The organism is Pedobacter sp. WC2501 (assembly GCF_052682415.1).
Window position 1 is genome coordinate 4547996 of record NZ_JBQZFI010000001.1, and the last position, 18487, is coordinate 4566482.

Consider the following 18487-nt stretch of genomic DNA (forward strand, 5'->3'; position numbering starts at 1 on the left):
ACCCGATTGCAGCGATATCCTTTTTGGCTGTCACCCTGAGCGAAGTCGAAGGGTAGCCAAAAAGATAAAGCGTAAAGCGGGACTGCAATCTCCTAAGGACTACAGTACCCTAATTTTCCAAAACTTACTTAGGATTACAAATCGTGGTCAACTTTAACAAATAGTTAGCCTCCAATGGTTCATTAGTTTGCGCTAAACGTTGAGAACCGGTATTGGCAGGACAAGCAATATCCCCTGCTGCATCATAAACCAGTTTATTTCCGTTCGCCAATAATTCTTTTGGAACATATACCTGCACTTTGGTGATTGAATAACCAGAAGGAAAATAACGCACATAATAACCGTCAGGGTGTTTGGTCCAGATGCCACTTGGCACATCACTTCTTGGTGGAGCCATACCTGCTATAATAGCATATCTTTCCATGTCGGCATAAGTATAATTTCCAGAAGACACCAGTTGACGGATATTATTTTCTGCTTCAAAAACGGCTTTCACACCTGAAGGTAACTGGTCCTTAGCTTTTTCCATTACATCGAAAGGTAAAACACCTAAAGCGCCACCTTCCAATTGCGTAAGTTGTTTTGGCGTTAACAATTTAATTGCAGTTACTTTCACTTGTCCGTTAAAATCGGCAAATTTTGTTCTGGCAATAATGGTCCAAAGTAAGGCCTGGATATCATGCTGTTCTACTTCAGGATGTTTTTCTGCGCTTTTCAAAATAGAAACCACAATTTCTTCTTTCGGGCCCAAAACTGGGGCAAACATGTAACCATCGCCCTTTGATGGCGCAAAAGTTCCGGCTTTAAGGCAGTAGCTTTTGTTGGTCATTTCGTACAGACCTTCGCAGAGTACAAAACCGCCATCTGGATTTTTAGGCAGTAAATACAAGGGCTGAGCTTTTAAATTGAATGAATTAATAAAATCAGGCAGCTTTTCGCCTTCCCTGTTTACATCCTCAAAGTTGGTGGTAATGGCAGCTGGCTGTTTTAAAAACCTGTCTACGCCTAAAGCTTTAGCACCCTGAGCAGTGCCGACTTTCAATAATTTATCTTTCAAACCTCCGAATTGGGCGTTTGCATTAGTTAAACACATTACAGTGAATAGCAGGCCTAAGCCTAGAACTCTTATATTTTTCGTCATAGTCATATTTAGATAGGTCACACAAACTTAGAATTTTAAGTGCTAATTTTTATATTAAAAGTTCTAATTTGTCGCTACCCAATAAAATACATTACTGATTTTCATACGATTAACAAAAAATCAAAATTTTATTTTGTGAATTAAAATTAAATTCAGACATTTGAAATATTATTTGGTAGAAAGCTAAATAAAAGTCAATCTTCACAGGTTGATTTATAAAGAAGTGGCGAGAGACTGGCTCGATGACCCACTGGCAACCCTCAGAAAGAGAAGGTGCCAATTCCTGACCGGATAACATGGTGTTATCTGGAGATATAAATTAGAACTGATGAAAACATTAAATCTTCAATCGCTAAGCGAACCCAGTGCAAACCTTAAAAAGATAGAACAAACTTCTATTTCTACTTTTTTTTATAGATGTGCAATTACTTGTATGTGCTGTTGCATACAGTAATTTAAAAAATCTTCCTTTTTTGTTTCTTTCAAACTGGAAGGTCCCGAAACATCGGGATACGCCCTGCTAGGTTTTAAAATTAACCTAAATCACTACGTCTCATCATTCAACAAATAAAACAGAAATCATGTCAACATCATATAAATTTGAAACTTTACAATTACACGCTGGCCAGGAAATAGATCCAACAACAGGCTCGAGGGCTGTACCGATTTACCAAACTACTTCTTACGGATTTAAAAACGCTGAGCATGGCGCCAACTTATTTGCTTTAAAAGAGTTTGGCAACATTTACACCAGGATCATGAATCCGACTAATGATGTTTTCGAAAAACGTATTGCAGCTTTAGAAGGTGGTGTAGCTGCTTTGGCGGTAGCTTCAGGACAGGCTGCACAGTTTATAGCGTTAAACAACATTTTGGAAGCCGGCGATAGTATCGTTTCTTCATCTCACATTTACGGTGGAACTTATAACCAGTTTAAAGTTGCTTTTAAACGTTTAGGTATCCATGTCGATTTTGCGAATCCAGATGTGCCTGACGAATTTGAAGCTAAAATTACCGACAAAACGAAAGCCATTTATCTCGAAACCATTGGCAACCCGGCATTTAGTGTTCCTGATTTTGAGAAAATTGCTGCAATTGCAAAGAAATACGATCTACCTTTAGTTGTTGATAATACTTTTGGCGCAGGAGGTTATTTGTTTAAGCCTTTAGAACATGGAGCAAACATTGTTGTAGAATCGGCAACAAAATGGATTGGCGGACACGGAACAAGCATTGGTGGTGTGATCATTGATGGCGGAAACTATAACTGGGGCAACGGTAAATTCCCTCAATTCTCTGAACCATCAGCAGGTTATCATGGTTTGGTTTTCAGCGATGTTTTCGGCATCGGCGGACCATTTGGCAATATTCAGTTTATCATCCGTGCACGTGTGGAGGGATTAAGAGATCTTGGCCCTGCCCTATCCCCTTTTAATTCTTTCCTTTTATTGCAGGGCTTAGAAACCTTATCGCTCCGTGTACAACGCCATGTTGACAATGCTTTGGAACTGGCTACCTGGTTAGAAAACCATCCATTGGTTCAGGAAGTACAATATCCGGGATTAGCGAGCAGCAAATACAATAGCCTGGCAAAAAAATATTTAAGTAACGGTTTTGGCGCAGTTTTATCTTTCGAATTAAAAGGAAGTAAAGAAAATGCCACACAGGTTATTGATAATTTAAAACTCGTTTCGCACCTCGCAAACGTTGGAGATGCAAAAACGTTGATTATCCAGCCATCGGCAACAACACATCAACAATTGAGTGAAGATGAGCAACTGGCCGCAGGTGTAAAACCAAACGCATTACGGGTTTCAGTCGGTATTGAGCATATCGATGACATTAAGGCCGATTTCGAGCAGGCTTTTGCATCTATTCACGCTCAGGTTTCTACAGATAGTTTATTAGCCTAATCCTGTTCATTTTCCGAATACAACACAACAATGAGTACAGCATCAACTTATAATTATAATAAACAGTTCAAATTAGAGAGCGGAAAAAAAATCCGCAACCTGCAAATTGCTTATCAAACTTATGGCAAATTAAATGCAAATAAAGATAATGTAATTTGGGTTTGCCACGCACTGACTGCCAATGCTGATGTTTTTGAATGGTGGGAAGGTTTGTTCGGTCAGAATGCTTTGTTCAACCCTGAAGAGCATTATATCGTTTGTGCCAATGTTTTAGGCTCGCATTATGGCAGCACCAACCCATTAAGTACCAATCCGGTAACAGGCTTACCTTATTACCTTTCGTTTCCACAGTTTACGATCCGCGATTTAGTATCAGCACATCAGTTATTGGCTTCACATTTAGGTGTTGATTATATTAAATTATTAATCGGTGGTTCTTTGGGTGGGCAACAAGCTGTAGAGTGGAGTATTTCGGAACCGAATAAAATCGAAAACCTAATCCTGATTGCCACCAATGCGGCGCATTCTCCATGGGGAATTGCGTTTAACGAAAGTCAGCGTTTGGCCATTACCACAGATAGAACTTTTTATGCCAACCAACCTAACGGTGGCAGCAAAGGTTTAAAAACCGCCCGTAGCATTGCACTTTTAAGTTATAGAACGTATAGTGCTTACGGCAGTACACAGTTAGAAAGTGTAAACGATAAGACAGACAATTTCAGGTCGTCTTCTTATCAGAACTATCAGGGAGAAAAGCTGATCAACCGCTTTAACGCTTACAGTTATTATTATTTAACGAAAGCTATGGACAGCCACAATGTGGGCCGTAACCGAAAAAGCATTGGCGATGCACTAAACCTAATCAGTGCCAATACACTGGTAATTGGAATAGAAAATGATGTTTTGTTTCCTTTATCGGAGCAAAAATATCTGGCAGATCATATCCCTGGGGCAGAATTCAGTGCTTTGCATTCTGATTATGGTCACGATGGGTTTTTAATCGAAACAGATGCTTTGACTAACGTAATCGGAAACTTTATGAAGGAAAGCCGTAATAAAAAAATCATCAAATTACAGCATACTGCCTAAAGAGGTTTAGGGTTTAGGGTTTAGGGTTTAGGGTTTAGGGTTTAGGGTAAAAAATAAAAAGAATAGCTAATATCTGTACTATCAAATTCAACAAAAAATAATATAAAATAAATACAGTTAATCGGTGTAATCTGTTTATCTGTGTAATCAAGTCTAAAATAATGAGTAAGAATTTAAAAATCGGTTTATTTGGTTTCGGCGTTGTAGGGCAAGGTTTATTGGATATCATCCAAAGCCAGAACCTGAACCTGGAGATCATTAAAATCGCGATAAAAGACCCAAGAAAGAAACGTAGCCTCAATAAGGATCTTTTTACTACGGATCGCAATGAAATACTGAACAATACAGAAATTAATACAATTGTAGAATTGATTAATGATGCCGATGCTGCCTACGAAATTGTAACTAATGCGTTAAAAAACGGTAAAAATGTAGTCTCGGCCAATAAAAAAATGATCGCCACACACTTAAAAGAACTGGTAGATTTACAACAGGAATATGGCACTTCCCTATTGTACGAAGGTGCCGTTTGTGGCAGTATTCCAATTATCCGCAATTTAGAAGAATATTACGATAATGAATTATTCCATGCTTTGAGTGGGATTTTTAACGGCTCATCTAATTATATTTTATCAAAAATATTCAACGAAGGACAAAGTTACGATTCGGCATTAAAAGAAGCGCAGGATTTAGGTTTCGCAGAAACCGATCCAATTTTAGACGTGGGAGGTTATGATCCAAAATATAAACTGGCCATTGCTACCGTACATGCTTATGGTTTATTTGTAAATCCTGATGCGATTTTAAACATTGGTATACAGAACCTTTCTGATTACGACATTAAATATGCACGTGAGAAAAATTTCAAAATTAAGTTGGTTCCCACAGCACGTAAGGTCAATACAAAAGATATTGTGACCTATGTACTCCCTAAACTGGTAGCTAAAGATGATTTTCTCTACAACGTAGAAAACGAGTACAATGCAGTTGCAGTTCAGGCGGCTTTTGCTGATAAACAGTTTTTCTATGGTAAAGGTGCCGGTGGTCACCCTACTGGTGCTGCTGTACTATCTGATATTGCGGCTTTACGTTACGATTATCGTTATGAATATAAAAAATACCACTCAGAGAACGGTGTAAAACATACAGAAGAAATTCTTTTAGAAGTTTATTTGCGTTATGCGGATGAAGATCTGATTACATTATTGGAATTTGACAACATCAGTGAACGTTATGCGGCCAGCAGCTATAAATATGTGGTTGGGACAGTTAAGCTTGAAAGTTTGATTAAAAACCGCGATTTGCTATTGGATGAATCTGTTTTTGTGGCCTACACAGGCAGACAAATTTACAAACAGGAGCAATTGAGTGAAAATGTTTTTGCCGAAGAGCTGGCAAGCCTATAACTTATTTTTAAGGTTAATTTTTTTATTTGTTTTGTTGTTAAGTACAAAGGCCGGAGCGAGTCCGGCCTTTTGCGTTTACTTAAAATTTTCTAAAATACGTTGCCTGTCTTCATTTTCCTTATCGCTTTTATGATAAAGCTCAATAAAAACTATCTTTTTTTCTTCTTCGAAATAAGCATAGATTAATCTCAAGCCAGAGTTTACACCGCGGCCTTTTAAACTATCGCAGGTAATTTTTTTAACTTTAATTACACATGTGCTAATACCTAAATTATCAATACGAAAACTAAAAGGATTGCGCTCATCAGGCTTTACCCTTAAAATTATCTTTACATCTTCCAAATCAGATTGCAAACTGCGATAACGCTTCAAAAGCTTTTTTAAATCCTTATCAAATTCATTTAGTGATTCAAAAAGCATAATTAATTATTTTCTTCTTCATCATAAACCCGAACAGAATAAGGTAATTCCCGATAGAAAGCTAAATTATAACTAATATCCTTGCCTTCTTCTGTAACTTCCCAAGGTAAATCTTTATGTGAGTAATCGCTTATAGCCGTAGCCGACCAATCGCTCATTTGTTCGATCACTTTATCTATAACATCTTTTTCACTTGCCTTGAGTAAGGTTAAATCCGCTTTTTCAAGTGGCAGATAGCGCTTTTGTGGGTAACCTTTAAATTCTGTTTTTATTCGTTGAAGCTGATTTGCATCTATCATTTGATTGATAATCGCATCTAACTTTTGAGGAACAGGGCCATACGGCAACTTTTTATACTTCGCACCTGTTAAATGCTCTTCATATAACTCATAATAATTAAAATCAGAAAAATAAAGGAGTTTATACAGTACGGTTTCACCAACGTTAGGTTTGCCAGCGCAGTGCTCTAAAATGTAAAGCAAAACGTTTTTAAACTTATTGATATTTAAAGTTGGGACAGAAATGCGTTCTTCTACAAGCTCTTCGTTTGTTTCATCAGGTAATTTTAAACTTTGATTGGCTAGAAAATCTTTGGTCATAAAATCATCGAGAGAAAAACCCAGCACTACAGATAACCGTTGCATTTCGCTTAAGCTAACACTCCTGTTTCCCAATTCTATTTGTGCCAGGGAAGGTCTTGAAATCGTAATGCTTTTTGCTAAATCTTCTTGCGAGAAACTCTTACTTAAACGTAGGTTAGCTATTCGTTCGCCAATTTGCTTTTTTGATAATTCGTTTCCCATACTACAAATATATAGCATGTTTTAAAACAAAACAAGTAATTGATAGATTTAAGAACAATAATTATTTCCTGGATAAATTGCCCTGATGTTACTCTTCAAACTTTATAAATGCAAAGTAAAAAAATATCTATTAATTTACCTTAATGTATTTCTCAATAATCACCCGGTCTACCCCTGCTGCTTCCACCTTCTCTACACCTTTCTGAATCAAAGTATCGTTATGGATAGCGAGTTTGAACTTAAAAGTCTTACCCTCCCAGTTTTTATCCTTATAATATTCCAGATGCTCGGTATAATCATCTTTATCTAAAACAAAAGTTCCACCTCCGGCGTCAAAGTTTGTGCTATCTTTAACATCAAGGCTGTGTCTTAAAAATGCAAAATGGCTTTGATTGAGAATTTTGATCATTCTCAGTTTACCCGAATAATCTGTGGTTTTACTTTTTCCATTTTCAATGGTTGTAGCCGATAGTAACTGCCATGTACCCTGAATATTAAGTTCGTGATCATTTTCGTTTTTACCAGCACAGGAAAATAGTGAAAGTACTGCGAGTAGCATTAAAATATTTCTCATAAATTTATTATCTGGTTGTTTTAATCTTACCCTCTACCCGCCATTTTAATGAGTTTGTGTGCAAGATCTTTACCCAGGTATCCATCAATAATAGCATGTACTCCATATAAAATTGGCGTCATTAAAATAGCCACCGCGAATTTATAAGTATAATTCACCAAACCTATTGCGGCAACCATTTGCCAGCTGTAGTGGTACTGAGGGTTTAAATAAAAGGCGATAAAGATGACCACAAAGCTATCAATCAATTGCGATACCAGCGTTGAGCCGGTAGCACGCAGCCACAATGCGCGTTCGCCTGTTATCTTTTTAATCCGGTGAAAAATCAAAACATCGGATAACTGTCCTATAATAAAAGCCGTAATTGAACCTACAATAATCCACATGCCCTGACCAAAAATCCCTGCAAATGCATTGTTCATATTTAAGTCTTCGCCATTAATTTTTTGGTGTACCCAAAAATCGGCAGCACTTAAATGCATAGAGCCCCAAACTACCAGAAAGGCAAATGCGATTAAAATTGAGGTGAGGATAGATAAAAAACGGACTTGCTTTACACCAAAATATTCATTTATAATATCTGTCATGATGAAAATGATCGGCCAGGTTAACACCCCTGCCGACATTACAAAAGACAGATGCGGAACGCCCAGTAAATTAATATCGAACTTTTTAAAACCCAGCGTTTCTTCGACACTGAATAGCTTAACTCCAATAAACTCTGATAATATAGCGTTTGCCACGAAAAAGCTACCCAGAATGAGTAGTAAACGGCTTTCTTTTGTCTTAAAAGTCATAGACTATAAATCTATAAATAAATAGCAGATTTAACATAGCAATCCTCATATTTTTAACAGAGATCATACAAAGATTACGTAGCCACCTGTTTCAATCGTTCAATATAAAAATTTGATTTTTACAATCGTTCGACTGTAAAAATAGGTTAGCAACTTAAATCTCACAATCTTTGCGCCATCAAAATCTGGTAATCTTCATGGCTAAAAAACAACATTTCTATCTCATACTTATTTTAGGTTCGCTAGCGGCACTTGGTCCTTTCTCCATCGACATGTACCTTCCTGGTTTTGTTGACATTGCAAAGGATTTGAGAAGTAATGAATCAACGGTAGCCCTTTCACTTTCGAGTTTTTTTATCGGGATTTCTGCCGGCCAGTTATTATATGGCCCGCTTCTGGATAAATTCGGAAGGAAAAAACCTTTATATTTCGGTTTAGCGCTATATATTTTTGCTTCTTTTTTATGTTTGGCTGTAACTGACGTAAATCAATTGATTGTTTTACGTTTTGTTCAGGCCATCGGGAGCTGTGCCACTGCAGTAGCTTCTGTAGCAATGGTTAGGGATTTGTTCTCTGTAGAAGAAAGTCCGAAAGTATTTGCTTCCTTAATGCTGGTTATCGCGGTTTCGCCTATGCTTGCCCCAACCGCAGGTGGCTATTTAATTGCTGCATTAGGTTGGAAATATGTGTTTGTATTTTTAGGATTGATGGCCGTTTTAATGCTCCTGGCTTCCATTTTCAAGTTACCGGAGAGTTATAAACCCGATCCGAATTACTCTTTAAAACCAAAGCCAATTTTAACCAATTTCTTTACCGTTTTAAAAGAACCTCAATTTTATACTTATGCTTTAATTAGTTCAATTACCTTTTCGGGATTATTCGCCTACGTATCGTCCTCGCCTCAGGTATTTATGAAAATTTACGAAGTAAGTAAGACTGGCTACGGATGGATTTTCGCCCTGTTATCGGTATCGTTTATTGGATCAAGTCAGGTAAATAGCTTAATACTTAGATGGTTTACCAGTAAAAAAATTGTCACCTATGCACTTATTGCTCAATGTATTTTCAGTTTAATCTTTTTGGTTTTTGCGTTAAACAATTGGCTGAGTTTATATTCTACGATAGGCTTTATTGCATTGTTTTTGGCTTGCTTAGGTTTAATAAATCCAAATGCTGCTGCCTTGTCGCTCGCACCATTTACCAAAAATGCCGGCAGTGCATCGGCGTTAATGGGTGCCTTACAAATGGGATTAGGTGCTTTAGCCTCGGTAATGGTAAGTTTATTTAGCGAACACTCGGTTGTACCGATGCCTTTGGTAATGACAGCTGCGGCCTTTATTGCTTTAGGCTGTCTACTAATCGGTAGAAAGTTCATCACCACTGAAGTAGAGGCATCGAATGATAATGCTGTTGTAGCGCACTAGTATTTACCAATGAGACACAAAGAGGTAATCTCAATTCCCTCAGTGCTGTGGGTAACTTATGGTACAAATAACCTGTAAATCAAATAGCAAACAATTGTGCCCACTGCTGCGATGATGAAGCCGCTTAGTCGCTTCTTTTTGATAAAACAGATTAAGATAATTCCGGAGATGGAAACCAATGTCATCAGCACTGCTGAAATATCAATAATCCAAGACCAGGCCTTACCAGAATCTCTTCCTTTGTGTAAATCGTTAATCACAGCTACAGCACCAAACCTGGTTGTGGTTAATTCGTATTTCCCGGTTTCGCGATCTATAAAAGAATCGGCAAGGTAACCAGGCCCGTTAAAGGTTAAGCTCAGTTCTCTGTCATCCATTCTGAAATCGCTCAATGCACCTTTAACCTGATGTTTGCTCCTAAAAAACTCAACAAGCTGTAACTTATTGATCTTATTTGTATCGGGTTGGTTTACCCATTTTAAATTTACCGAACCAGAATCTTTAGTAACCACTTCCTTACCGGAAGTGAACCAATCTGCATGATTTAAGGTTAAGCCGGATACTGCAAAGAATAGCAGGATTGTAAAACTCACCATCGATAAATAAATGTGCAGCCAGCGTGATAAACCAGCTAGCCGCTTTTTCCCCTTACCCTTTCCACTATCTTTTTTAACCTGCTTTTTTCCCAGGCCGCCAGGTGCAACCGTGATCTTATTTTTTTGCGGTTCCGATTTTTCTGTAGTCAAGGGATGCTGATGTTAGTTCTGTATTTGGCGTTAATTCTATTTTTTTTGCTGAGCCGGTAAATTTCATTTCTTGAGCAATTACCTGATAAGTGCCGTGCTCGCGGGCTATTTCAATAAAAACGGTGTAACTACCTGCTTTTACCAATTTCCCACTATCGTCTTTCCCATCCCATGATAAGCTATATTTACCAGGGCCACGTGTAGCAGAACTCGTTGAGCTTAGTTTTCCTTCGACTCCTTTTTTAAACTCATCGCCATTGGCACGATTCCACGATTTTAAATCTGGCAACCAACGTGGTTTGTTATACCAGATAGCCAGATTGCGTACAGGTGTTTTAGCGGCATCTTCAATCCAAACAGCCACAAACGGACGACGAACACGTTTACCATCAGTAGATTCGATATTGGCAATTTCCAGATTCACAACCAACTCATATTTAGGATTCCAAAGTTTATCAGCTTTGCTCACTTTTTCTAAAACAGCAACTGGCTTATTTAAAGCAAGCTCGTAATGAGCCCATTTTTTGCTTCTGATTTCTGTGCCATCTTTCGTGACTAACAAATATGCGATATCATTTCTTTTCGCAGTTAATGCTTCAATCTCAGCAATAGAAAGCACATTAAAAGAAGTAGCCAGAGCCCCTGCTTCGCTGGCATCGGGGCCAATAACCGTTGCACTAATTATTTCTGAAGCAGGTTTTCCTGTACGTGGATCAACGATATGCGAATACCATTTACCGTTTACCTTAAAACCTCTGCGGTAATTACCACTGGTTGCCACAGCCATATTAGACACTTTGATAGTTGTTAATGCCGCATCGTTTTCAGCATCAGCTTTAGGGTTCGCTATTTCAATAGCTTCCGGCTGGTTTCCTTTGATAACCATATCACCACCAATATTCACCACTACGTTTTCAATTCCGGGACTCTGAATAGCTTTTTCGGCTGCTTTATTAATGATATAACTTTTTGCAAAAGAATTTAATGCCAATGGAGCATCATCTAAACGCGTTACGGTTTTATCCTGCTCATTTAAAATGTAATGTTTTTGTTTAACCAAGGTAACGGCAATTTGTAATGCTGCAGCTGATGGTAAATGGTTTTCGGCAGCTGCCTTTTTCCAAACATCTCCTATTACCTTCGCTGATGCATCAAGCGCACCATTGGTTAATATTCTATAGTTTTCAAACTGTTTTAGAACCTCAAACAAATCTGCCGAAACTTTAGAGGTTTTTTTACCATTGCTCATCCATTTACTAAACTCGCTGTTCGTTTTATATGCACTTAAAATACCATCAAGCCTATCAATCTCATTTAATGCACGCGTTTCAGCTAAATCTGCATCTGCCTGGCTAACTGTTTTAAATTTTAATTCTAATGATGTACCCAATACATTTTCATAATTGGAAACAAATGTTCTCAGGGCTTTTTTAGGATTAACAAATGCAGATGCACTTATTACCAATAAAAAGGCAGCGGTTAAGTGTTTAAACTTCATATCTAACGGATCATTGAGATTTCACTGCAAAGAAAAGGGTTTATTTGGAATAATTTTAAATAAGCGGAAATATATTCGAAATAATACAAATTTTGAGTGTAAAATTCATTGACGACCACCTATTTAATATGCTGATTATTGATTTCAATATCATGCGGAGAGTTAATGATTCTTAAATTTTTTTCTTTATGCACGATTACAATCGCGACAACAAGTAACGGGCTTTTGGGTTGGGTTTTTACGCTTTAAGCTTTTTTTTCCCTATTTTCGCTAATAAGATGCTTCATATACAATCTAAACTCCCTGGCGTAAGTACCACCATTTTTTCGGTGATGAGTAAACTTGCCACAGAACACAATGCCATTAATCTTTCTCAGGGATTTCCTGATTATGCCTGCGATCCAAAACTAATTGAATTGGTAAATAAAGCTATGAAAGATGGTTTTAATCAATATGCACCAATGCCGGGTTCAACTTCTTTAAAAGAAAACATTGCAGAGAAAGTTGAAAAGCTATATCACATAAAGTATAATCCCGAAACAGAAATTACAGTCACAGCCGGTGGAACGCAAGCTATTTTTACCGCATTAGCAGCCATTATCAATGCAGGTGATGAAGTTATTATTTTCGAACCGGCTTACGACAGTTACGCGCCTACCGTTAAACTTTTAGGTGGCCTGGTTAAAACCTACGAGCTTGCTCCACCTAATTATGCCATTGACTGGGATATGGTTAAGAAGTTGTTTACAGCAAAAACCAGAATGATCATCTTAAATACACCACAAAATCCAACAGGTAGTATTTTATCGTCAGATGATATGAAATCGCTTATTAAATTGATTACAGGCACCGACATTTTAATCCTGAGCGATGAAGTTTATGAACATTTAATTTACGATGAACAAAAGCACCAAAGTGTAATGCTCTATCCGGAATTAAAGCAAAGAAGTTTTATTGTAGCCTCCTTTGGCAAACTTTTGCATGCTACCGGCTGGAAGCTGGGCTATTGTTTGGCACCTGAGATATTAACCAAAGAATTTAGGAAGGTACACCAATTTAATGTTTTCAGCGTTAATAGTCCCATGCAACAAGCCATTGCCGATTACATTAAAGAGCAAAAAAATTATAGTGAAATAGGCAGCTTTTTTCAACAGAAGAGAGATTATTTCAGAAATCTTCTGGCCGAAAGTCGTTTTAAACTTTTGCCGTGTAATGGCTCTTATTTTCAATGCGCAAGCTACAGTGACATTAGCGATGAAAAAGACACTGACTTTAGCATTAGGCTGATCAAGGAATTTGGAGTGGCTACCATTCCGGTTTCTGCATTTTACCAAAAAGCAACTGATCATAAAATCATCAGGTTTTGCTTTGCTAAAGAAAACGCTACACTTGCCTTAGCGGCCGGGAAATTAAAAAACGTTTAACCAGACCAAACCGATATACCATGGAAGCACCTGTTTACACTCAAATAGAAAACCTGAAAGTAACTGTCTTTCAGGCCTACCTTTTTTGGGAGAACATTGAGAAAAACCTCTTAAATCTGGCACTTAGACTATCAATGGGTGTAAGGGAAAAAACCGATATTATTATTTTACCCGAAATGTTCAATACAGGTTTTAGCATGAATTCTGAAGCTTTAGCTGAAGAAATGGGTGGTAAAACGATGCAGTGGATGCAAAAAATGGCACACCAATACAATTGTGTGGTTACAGGAAGTATCATTATAAAAGAAAACGATCAATATTTTAACCGTTTGATCTGGATGGAGCCAGATGGCAAAAACCAGCATTACGATAAACGTCATCTGTTTGGCATGGGAGATGAAGATCATCACTTCAGTCCCGGGAAAGAAAAACTTATTGTCGAACTTAAAGGATGGAAAATCAGGTTGGCCATTTGTTACGACTTGCGCTTTCCGGTTTGGCTGCGTAATGTAGACCAGGAATATGACATCTTACTTCTGGTGGCCAGCTGGCCTGATAAACGATCGGCACATTGGAAAGCATTAATTCCGGCCAGGGCAATAGAAAACCAGAGTTATGTGATTGCTGTAAATCGTGTTGGGCATGATGGAAACCAGATTTACCACAGCGGATTATCGATGTGCCTGGATCCATACGGCAATACGGTTTATTATAAACCTGAAGACGAAGATTTATATACATTCAGCATCAATTATGAAGAACTGGTTAAAGTAAGAAGGCAATTTCCTTTTTTAAAGGATGCAGATCGGTTTACCATTAGTTAAATTAATCCAATAGTCAAATTAAAATAACCCAACTGGAGCGATCGGTTCAACAATTCAGCAATCACAACAATCTAACAATTAAATAACCAATAATCGAATCGTAATTTACAACGGAAGTAAAACGATTAATGAATTATAACCAATGTTCAAATCGCAATTTTCAAACAGGATCGTTCGATTTAACAAAATAACAATTAAAACAATTCTACAATCAAACAATTAACTATTTAGCCAATTTCAACAATTAACCCAAAAAATGTTTAACCGCCGCAAATTTATAAAAGCATCTGCCCTATCGGCCGGATTGCTGGCTATCGATAAAAGTAGTATTGCAAATGTAATTCCGAATGAAGAAAGAAAAACAGGCAATTTCCCGATCGTAATTTCTACATGGGATTTTGGAATTGCGGCAAATGCCGATGCATGGAAAGTACTTTCTTCCGGTGGACGTGCCTTAGATGCCGTAGAACAAGGGGTTTGGGTACCTGAAGCAGATGAGCATAACCAATCTGTCGGATATGGCGGTTTGCCAGATCGCGATGGCCACGTTACCCTGGATGCCTGTATTATGGACGAGCTCGGTAACTGCGGCGCTGTTTTAGCACTCGAACATATTAAACACCCTATCTCTGTTGCACGTAAAGTGATGGAAAAAACACCTCACGTAATGTTAGCTGGCGATGGTGCTTTACAGTTTGCTTTAGAACAGGGCTTTAAGAAAGAGAATTTACTTACTCCCGCAAGTGAAAAAGCATGGAAAGAATGGTTAAAAACGGCAAAATATGCGCCTGTAATGAATATCGAAAATAAGCTCTACGAGAAAGCGGCTCCGCAAAAACTTCCGGGCAACCAATACAACCACGATACTATCGGCATGCTCGCAATTGATGCTAAAGGAAACATTTCAGGCGCGTGTACCACCAGTGGCATGGCTTATAAATTACATGGAAGAATTGGCGACAGTCCGATTATTGGTGCCGGCCTTTATGTAGACAATGAAGTTGGTGGTGCAACCTCAACTGGCGTGGGTGAAGAGGTAGTCAGAAACGTTGGCTCCTTTTTGGTGGTAGAACTCATGCGCCAGGGTTATACACCCGAAGCCGCCTGTAAGGAAGCGGTAATGCGCATTATTAAAAAGAAGCCCGAAACAGCCAAAAATATACAGGTAGGGTTTTTAGCTATTAATAAAAAAGGCGAATATGGTGCTTATGCCATTCAGCAGGGTTTTAGCTATGCTGTCTGTAATGCAGAAAAACAGGATCTTTTAATCAAAGGCAAAAGTTATTATTAATTTCTTGATTTTTTTCAAACGTTAAATAAAAAATGAAACAGTAAATGGGGTTATTATCTAATATTTTTGGAAAGAAAAACGTTGCCGAACGCAAGGGTGAGCCTGATATGGTTTATGTGCCGAACGAAGACGAGCGTATGAACTGGGCGATAGAAAAAGCCAATTTAACGCTTTGGTATTTCGAAGAAAGCCTGGCTAATCCCCAGCCGCACCATGCTTATTTCTCTATTAAAGTCCATATTATAGATGGCGAAAATAGCGAGCATATTTGGCTGACTGAACCACATTTTGATGATGAAGGCAATCTTTTTGGTACCGTAGGTAACGAACCTGTAAGTGTAGGCACGGTGAAACTAAACCAGAAAATTGGAATTGATCGCGACCTGATATCAGACTGGATGAGTATTGAAAATGGCAGATTAATTGGCGGTTACACCATAAGAGCGATCAGAGATGGTATACCTGAAAAAGAGAAAGCAGCATTTGACGACAGTATAGGTTTATATATTGATGAAGGGGTTGATCATTTCAAAGCCAATCCCGAAACACCAGAAGGTGCAATATTAGCTTTGGAGAATGCTTATAATGCTAAGGATATTGATGGTGCAATAGCATGTAAAGATTTCTTTGAGGAAGCAAGAATCATGCTTTCCAAATTGAAAATGGAATTAGATGATGATATCATCACTGAAACAGCAGAAGTACTTAAATTATCTTTTATCAATAATACGGAAGAACATGGCTTCCCTGATTTTTCAGGTCTTCAGAATGCTTTTCCTGAACGAAAAAAAATTGATGATTCCCATTGGATAATTACTGAAGTATGCTGGTTTCCGGATGGTGGAAAATCAACGCAGCTACTCAACACCTATAAATCGCCAAAAGGCTGGGTTGTTTTAGGTCCTGTAGAAACAGAAGAATAATTCAAATTACATCCATTTATTAATAGAAATGAAAAGTGATCCAATTACACAAAATGCTTGTTTAGAAGTTTGTGCAAATTCTTATGCCTCTGCCTTGGCTGCGCAAAATGGTGGAGCGAAAAGAGTGGAATTTTGCGATAACCTGGCAGAAGGTGGCACTACACCAAGTTATGCCCAAATTGCTTTGGCTAAAAAAAATCTATCCATTGAAGTTTGGCCAATTATCCGTCCGCGTGGAGGCGATTTTTTGTATTCTGATATCGAGTTTGAGTTGATGAAAGAAGATATAAAAATATGTAAATCATTAAGTTGTGATGGTATAGTTATCGGAATACTTAAAGCTGACGGCACTATTGACAAAGAGCGGTGTGCTGAACTAATTGAGTTGGCCAAACCTATGGAAGTAGCTTTCCACAGGGCATTTGATATGAGCAACGATATGGATCAGGCGCTGGAAGATTTAATCTCACTCAACATAAAAAGAGTACTCACCTCAGGAGGGGCTTCTTCTGCAATTCTGGGTGCAGAAAAATTAGCACAGCTGGTAAAAAAAGCGAATGGCCGGATTACCATTATGCCTGGTGCTGGGATTAATGAAGACAACATTAAAAACCTTATTGATCAAACCGGTGCCACACAATTCCATGCCTCAGCAAAAGAATTTGTACCAAGTAAAATGGAATTCAGAAATACGGAAACCAAAATGGGCAGTATTGAGGACGAATACCGGTATGAACTCACTTCAGAAACAAAAGTGAAAGCTTTGGTTGATTGTATAAATATGGTGGTTAATTTAAAATAGCATTCGCTTTGCAGCTATAACTGATCGTAAACCTATAAGGAAGATATAGTCTTCTCAATAAATCGTCATTGCTAGAAGGCTATTTTCAGCCGACGAAGCAATCTTTAACCAAGAATCTTTAGTATGAGATTGCTTCGTCGTTCCTCCTCGCAATGACGCCTGATTTTTGAACTTAATATAGTCTTCGTTTGTATTTTATACAGGCCTCTGTTCTATAAACCCGGTAAAGCGGCAGCCTCCAATCTTTTATCGGAGCTATAGCAAATAACGGGACTGCTGTTTCCGAAGCATTACTGAACACTCATTTCTAATTAAAAAACTGATCATAAATATGGGAAATGGCTCTCCAAATAACTGCCTGATCCACTAATAACCACTCAAGCCAAACAAAAAATGAAAATAATCTTTAAAACCTATAACTTCCTAGTTTTAGTAGCGACCATTCTTTTGGCAGCTTCATTATTGCTTCCGGCAGTTAATCTTGCTTTCAATATACACGACAGTTATTATATGACCGATAGTATTCCACTCATTAGGTGGTTTGCGATATTTTTATTCGTTTTTGCATTATTCTACAAATTTTTAAAATCATTTATAGCATCTAATACCTTGAGCTGGGCTCACATTTTATTATCTATTTTATTCTTTTTTCTTGCTTGTTATTCTACTTATAATTTCAACAGATCACTTACCATGGTCGAGTTTACCAGCGCAGACTCGATAGATTATTCACAGGGATTCAAGAATAGCACCGCTGCGATGCTACTCGGATTTTTAGTTGTTCAACTACTACCTATTATCAATCTGATAATAGGTTTAATAAGACGAAAGCAATCTTCTAGTTAATTTATTGAATGCCTCAATTCAGTATGTAAACACAAGAACAAAAACCTGCAGAAGGACAAGATTAAATATCTATGACAGATACATTTAGAAAAGATCAACATAACAAAACCTGAAGAGAAATTAATTTCACAATACAGTCCTCTTTTATTTAGTGTTTACTAATCTCCACTTCCTGGCACATAATGTAAGCCTGGAGTAAGGTAATGAAGCAAAACAACTCTCGAATAGCGGTAATTAATTGGTGATAATAACAAAACTCCCGTTAAAATTAAACCAACATAGTACCATAGGTTTTCATAAACTAATGCTAAACCCAAAACATACGATGCCACACCAATGGTTATGATTTCTGCAACGTTCATAGCATAACTTACAAACATGGCTACATAGAAAAACCCTGGCTCGCGCTCAAATTTTAAGTTGCAATGCGGACAGTTAATATTGGTTTTTTGTAGTCTGAAAGAATAAGCACTCCCTGTAAAAATATCTCCTTTGCGGCAACGTGGGCATTTGCACTGTACAAAAGCCTGGAATTTCGATAACTCAGCCATAATCTTCTAATTTGA

Annotated in this window: 17 protein-coding genes and 1 riboswitch; of the genes, 9 read left to right on the forward strand and 8 right to left on the reverse strand. The window is 37.8% G+C overall.

What is annotated here, in order from left to right; all coding sequences use genetic code 11:
- Nucleotides 1-124: 124 nt before the first annotated feature.
- On the reverse strand, nt 125-1141 hold the full coding sequence (locus tag ACUN24_RS19080) for a hypothetical protein (protein ID WP_445563945.1): 1017 nt from the start codon (nt 1139-1141) through the stop codon (nt 125-127).
- A gap of 210 nt (nt 1142-1351) precedes the next feature.
- Nucleotides 1352-1462: riboswitch (SAM riboswitch) on the forward strand.
- 260 nt (nt 1463-1722) lie between these two features.
- Between ACUN24_RS19080 and ACUN24_RS19085 the strand changes: the two genes are divergently transcribed.
- From ACUN24_RS19085 to ACUN24_RS19095, 3 genes are all read left to right on the forward strand, one after another.
- Entirely contained in the window at nt 1723-3054 is a 1332-nt protein-coding gene (locus ACUN24_RS19085; protein WP_445563946.1) for an O-acetylhomoserine aminocarboxypropyltransferase/cysteine synthase family protein, read from the forward strand.
- Between the two features lie 30 nt (nt 3055-3084).
- Entirely contained in the window at nt 3085-4143 is a 1059-nt protein-coding gene (locus ACUN24_RS19090) for a homoserine O-acetyltransferase family protein (RefSeq protein ID WP_445563947.1), read from the forward strand.
- A 161-nt stretch (nt 4144-4304) separates the two neighbouring features.
- Nucleotides 4305-5549 (forward strand): homoserine dehydrogenase, encoded by a 1245-nt coding sequence (locus tag ACUN24_RS19095; protein ID WP_219078812.1) that lies wholly within the window; start codon nt 4305-4307, stop codon nt 5547-5549.
- Nucleotides 5550-5624: 75 nt separating this feature from the next.
- Here ACUN24_RS19095 and ACUN24_RS19100 read toward each other — a convergent pair whose 3' ends face one another.
- From ACUN24_RS19100 to ACUN24_RS19115, 4 genes are all read right to left on the reverse strand, one after another.
- A complete protein-coding gene (locus tag ACUN24_RS19100; protein ID WP_445563948.1) occupies nt 5625-5969 on the reverse strand; it encodes a hypothetical protein in 345 nt (114 codons plus the stop codon).
- 2 nt (nt 5970-5971) lie between these two features.
- Complete coding sequence (locus ACUN24_RS19105) at nt 5972-6772, reverse strand: type II toxin-antitoxin system antitoxin SocA domain-containing protein (protein ID WP_445563949.1); 801 nt, start codon at nt 6770-6772, stop codon at nt 5972-5974.
- Between the two features lie 130 nt (nt 6773-6902).
- Entirely contained in the window at nt 6903-7346 is a 444-nt protein-coding gene (locus tag ACUN24_RS19110; protein ID WP_445563950.1) for a hypothetical protein, read from the reverse strand.
- A 26-nt stretch (nt 7347-7372) separates the two neighbouring features.
- Nucleotides 7373-8143 (reverse strand): queuosine precursor transporter, encoded by a 771-nt coding sequence (locus ACUN24_RS19115; protein ID WP_121286498.1) that lies wholly within the window; start codon nt 8141-8143, stop codon nt 7373-7375.
- 197 nt (nt 8144-8340) lie between these two features.
- On the opposite strand from ACUN24_RS19115, the gene ACUN24_RS19120 reads away from it, so the two are divergent.
- Complete coding sequence (locus tag ACUN24_RS19120; RefSeq protein ID WP_445563951.1) at nt 8341-9567, forward strand: multidrug effflux MFS transporter; 1227 nt, start codon at nt 8341-8343, stop codon at nt 9565-9567.
- 56 nt (nt 9568-9623) lie between these two features.
- Here the strand turns inward: ACUN24_RS19120 and ACUN24_RS19125 are convergent, their stop codons facing one another.
- Complete coding sequence (locus ACUN24_RS19125; protein WP_445563952.1) at nt 9624-10313, reverse strand: PepSY-associated TM helix domain-containing protein; 690 nt, start codon at nt 10311-10313, stop codon at nt 9624-9626.
- A complete protein-coding gene (locus ACUN24_RS19130) occupies nt 10279-11811 on the reverse strand; it encodes a DUF2271 domain-containing protein (protein ID WP_445563953.1) in 1533 nt (510 codons plus the stop codon). Before ACUN24_RS19130 ends, ACUN24_RS19125 begins: the two co-directional genes overlap by 35 nt.
- Nucleotides 11812-12089: 278 nt before the next feature.
- On the opposite strand from ACUN24_RS19130, the gene ACUN24_RS19135 reads away from it, so the two are divergent.
- The 5 genes from ACUN24_RS19135 (at nt 12090) to ACUN24_RS19155 (ending at nt 17075) form a co-directional block, all read left to right on the forward strand.
- Entirely contained in the window at nt 12090-13235 is a 1146-nt protein-coding gene (locus tag ACUN24_RS19135) for a methionine aminotransferase (protein WP_445563954.1), read from the forward strand.
- Nucleotides 13236-13255: 20 nt separating this feature from the next.
- Nucleotides 13256-14059 carry a nitrilase family protein gene (locus tag ACUN24_RS19140; RefSeq protein ID WP_207908412.1) on the forward strand — a complete coding sequence of 268 codons (804 nt, stop codon included), beginning with the start codon at nt 13256-13258 and terminating at the stop codon, nt 14057-14059.
- A gap of 256 nt (nt 14060-14315) precedes the next feature.
- Nucleotides 14316-15350: a N(4)-(beta-N-acetylglucosaminyl)-L-asparaginase gene (locus tag ACUN24_RS19145; protein WP_445563955.1), complete on the forward strand. Its 1035-nt coding sequence runs from the start codon at nt 14316-14318 to the stop codon at nt 15348-15350.
- A gap of 44 nt (nt 15351-15394) precedes the next feature.
- Nucleotides 15395-16273, forward strand: coding sequence for a YegJ family protein (locus ACUN24_RS19150; protein ID WP_445563956.1), 879 nt, complete (start codon nt 15395-15397; stop codon nt 16271-16273).
- A 28-nt stretch (nt 16274-16301) separates the two neighbouring features.
- Complete coding sequence (locus ACUN24_RS19155) at nt 16302-17075, forward strand: copper homeostasis protein CutC (RefSeq protein WP_445563957.1); 774 nt, start codon at nt 16302-16304, stop codon at nt 17073-17075.
- Nucleotides 17076-18079: 1004 nt separating this feature from the next.
- Here the strand turns inward: ACUN24_RS19155 and ACUN24_RS19160 are convergent.
- Complete coding sequence (locus ACUN24_RS19160; protein ID WP_445563958.1) at nt 18080-18472, reverse strand: DUF983 domain-containing protein; 393 nt, start codon at nt 18470-18472, stop codon at nt 18080-18082.
- Between the last annotated feature and the right edge of the window lie 15 nt (nt 18473-18487).

What these genes read in the sequence shown, in the direction of transcription:
- ACUN24_RS19080 (WP_445563945.1), bottom strand. Translation starts at nt 1,141, where the DNA reads ATGACGAAAAATATAAGAGTTCTAGGCTTAGGCCTGCTATTCACTGTA.
- ACUN24_RS19085 (WP_445563946.1), top strand. Translation starts at nt 1,723, where the DNA reads ATGTCAACATCATATAAATTTGAAACTTTACAATTACACGCTGGCCAG.
- ACUN24_RS19090 (WP_445563947.1), top strand. Translation starts at nt 3,085, where the DNA reads ATGAGTACAGCATCAACTTATAATTATAATAAACAGTTCAAATTAGAG.
- ACUN24_RS19095 (WP_219078812.1), top strand. Translation starts at nt 4,305, where the DNA reads ATGAGTAAGAATTTAAAAATCGGTTTATTTGGTTTCGGCGTTGTAGGG.
- ACUN24_RS19100 (WP_445563948.1), bottom strand. Translation starts at nt 5,969, where the DNA reads ATGCTTTTTGAATCACTAAATGAATTTGATAAGGATTTAAAAAAGCTT.
- ACUN24_RS19105 (WP_445563949.1), bottom strand. Translation starts at nt 6,772, where the DNA reads ATGGGAAACGAATTATCAAAAAAGCAAATTGGCGAACGAATAGCTAAC.
- ACUN24_RS19110 (WP_445563950.1), bottom strand. Translation starts at nt 7,346, where the DNA reads ATGAGAAATATTTTAATGCTACTCGCAGTACTTTCACTATTTTCCTGT.
- ACUN24_RS19115 (WP_121286498.1), bottom strand. Translation starts at nt 8,143, where the DNA reads ATGACTTTTAAGACAAAAGAAAGCCGTTTACTACTCATTCTGGGTAGC.
- ACUN24_RS19120 (WP_445563951.1), top strand. Translation starts at nt 8,341, where the DNA reads ATGGCTAAAAAACAACATTTCTATCTCATACTTATTTTAGGTTCGCTA.
- ACUN24_RS19130 (WP_445563953.1), bottom strand. Translation starts at nt 11,811, where the DNA reads ATGAAGTTTAAACACTTAACCGCTGCCTTTTTATTGGTAATAAGTGCA.
- ACUN24_RS19135 (WP_445563954.1), top strand. Translation starts at nt 12,090, where the DNA reads ATGCTTCATATACAATCTAAACTCCCTGGCGTAAGTACCACCATTTTT.
- ACUN24_RS19140 (WP_207908412.1), top strand. Translation starts at nt 13,256, where the DNA reads ATGGAAGCACCTGTTTACACTCAAATAGAAAACCTGAAAGTAACTGTC.
- ACUN24_RS19145 (WP_445563955.1), top strand. Translation starts at nt 14,316, where the DNA reads ATGTTTAACCGCCGCAAATTTATAAAAGCATCTGCCCTATCGGCCGGA.
- ACUN24_RS19150 (WP_445563956.1), top strand. Translation starts at nt 15,395, where the DNA reads ATGGGGTTATTATCTAATATTTTTGGAAAGAAAAACGTTGCCGAACGC.
- ACUN24_RS19155 (WP_445563957.1), top strand. Translation starts at nt 16,302, where the DNA reads ATGAAAAGTGATCCAATTACACAAAATGCTTGTTTAGAAGTTTGTGCA.
- ACUN24_RS19160 (WP_445563958.1), bottom strand. Translation starts at nt 18,472, where the DNA reads ATGGCTGAGTTATCGAAATTCCAGGCTTTTGTACAGTGCAAATGCCCA.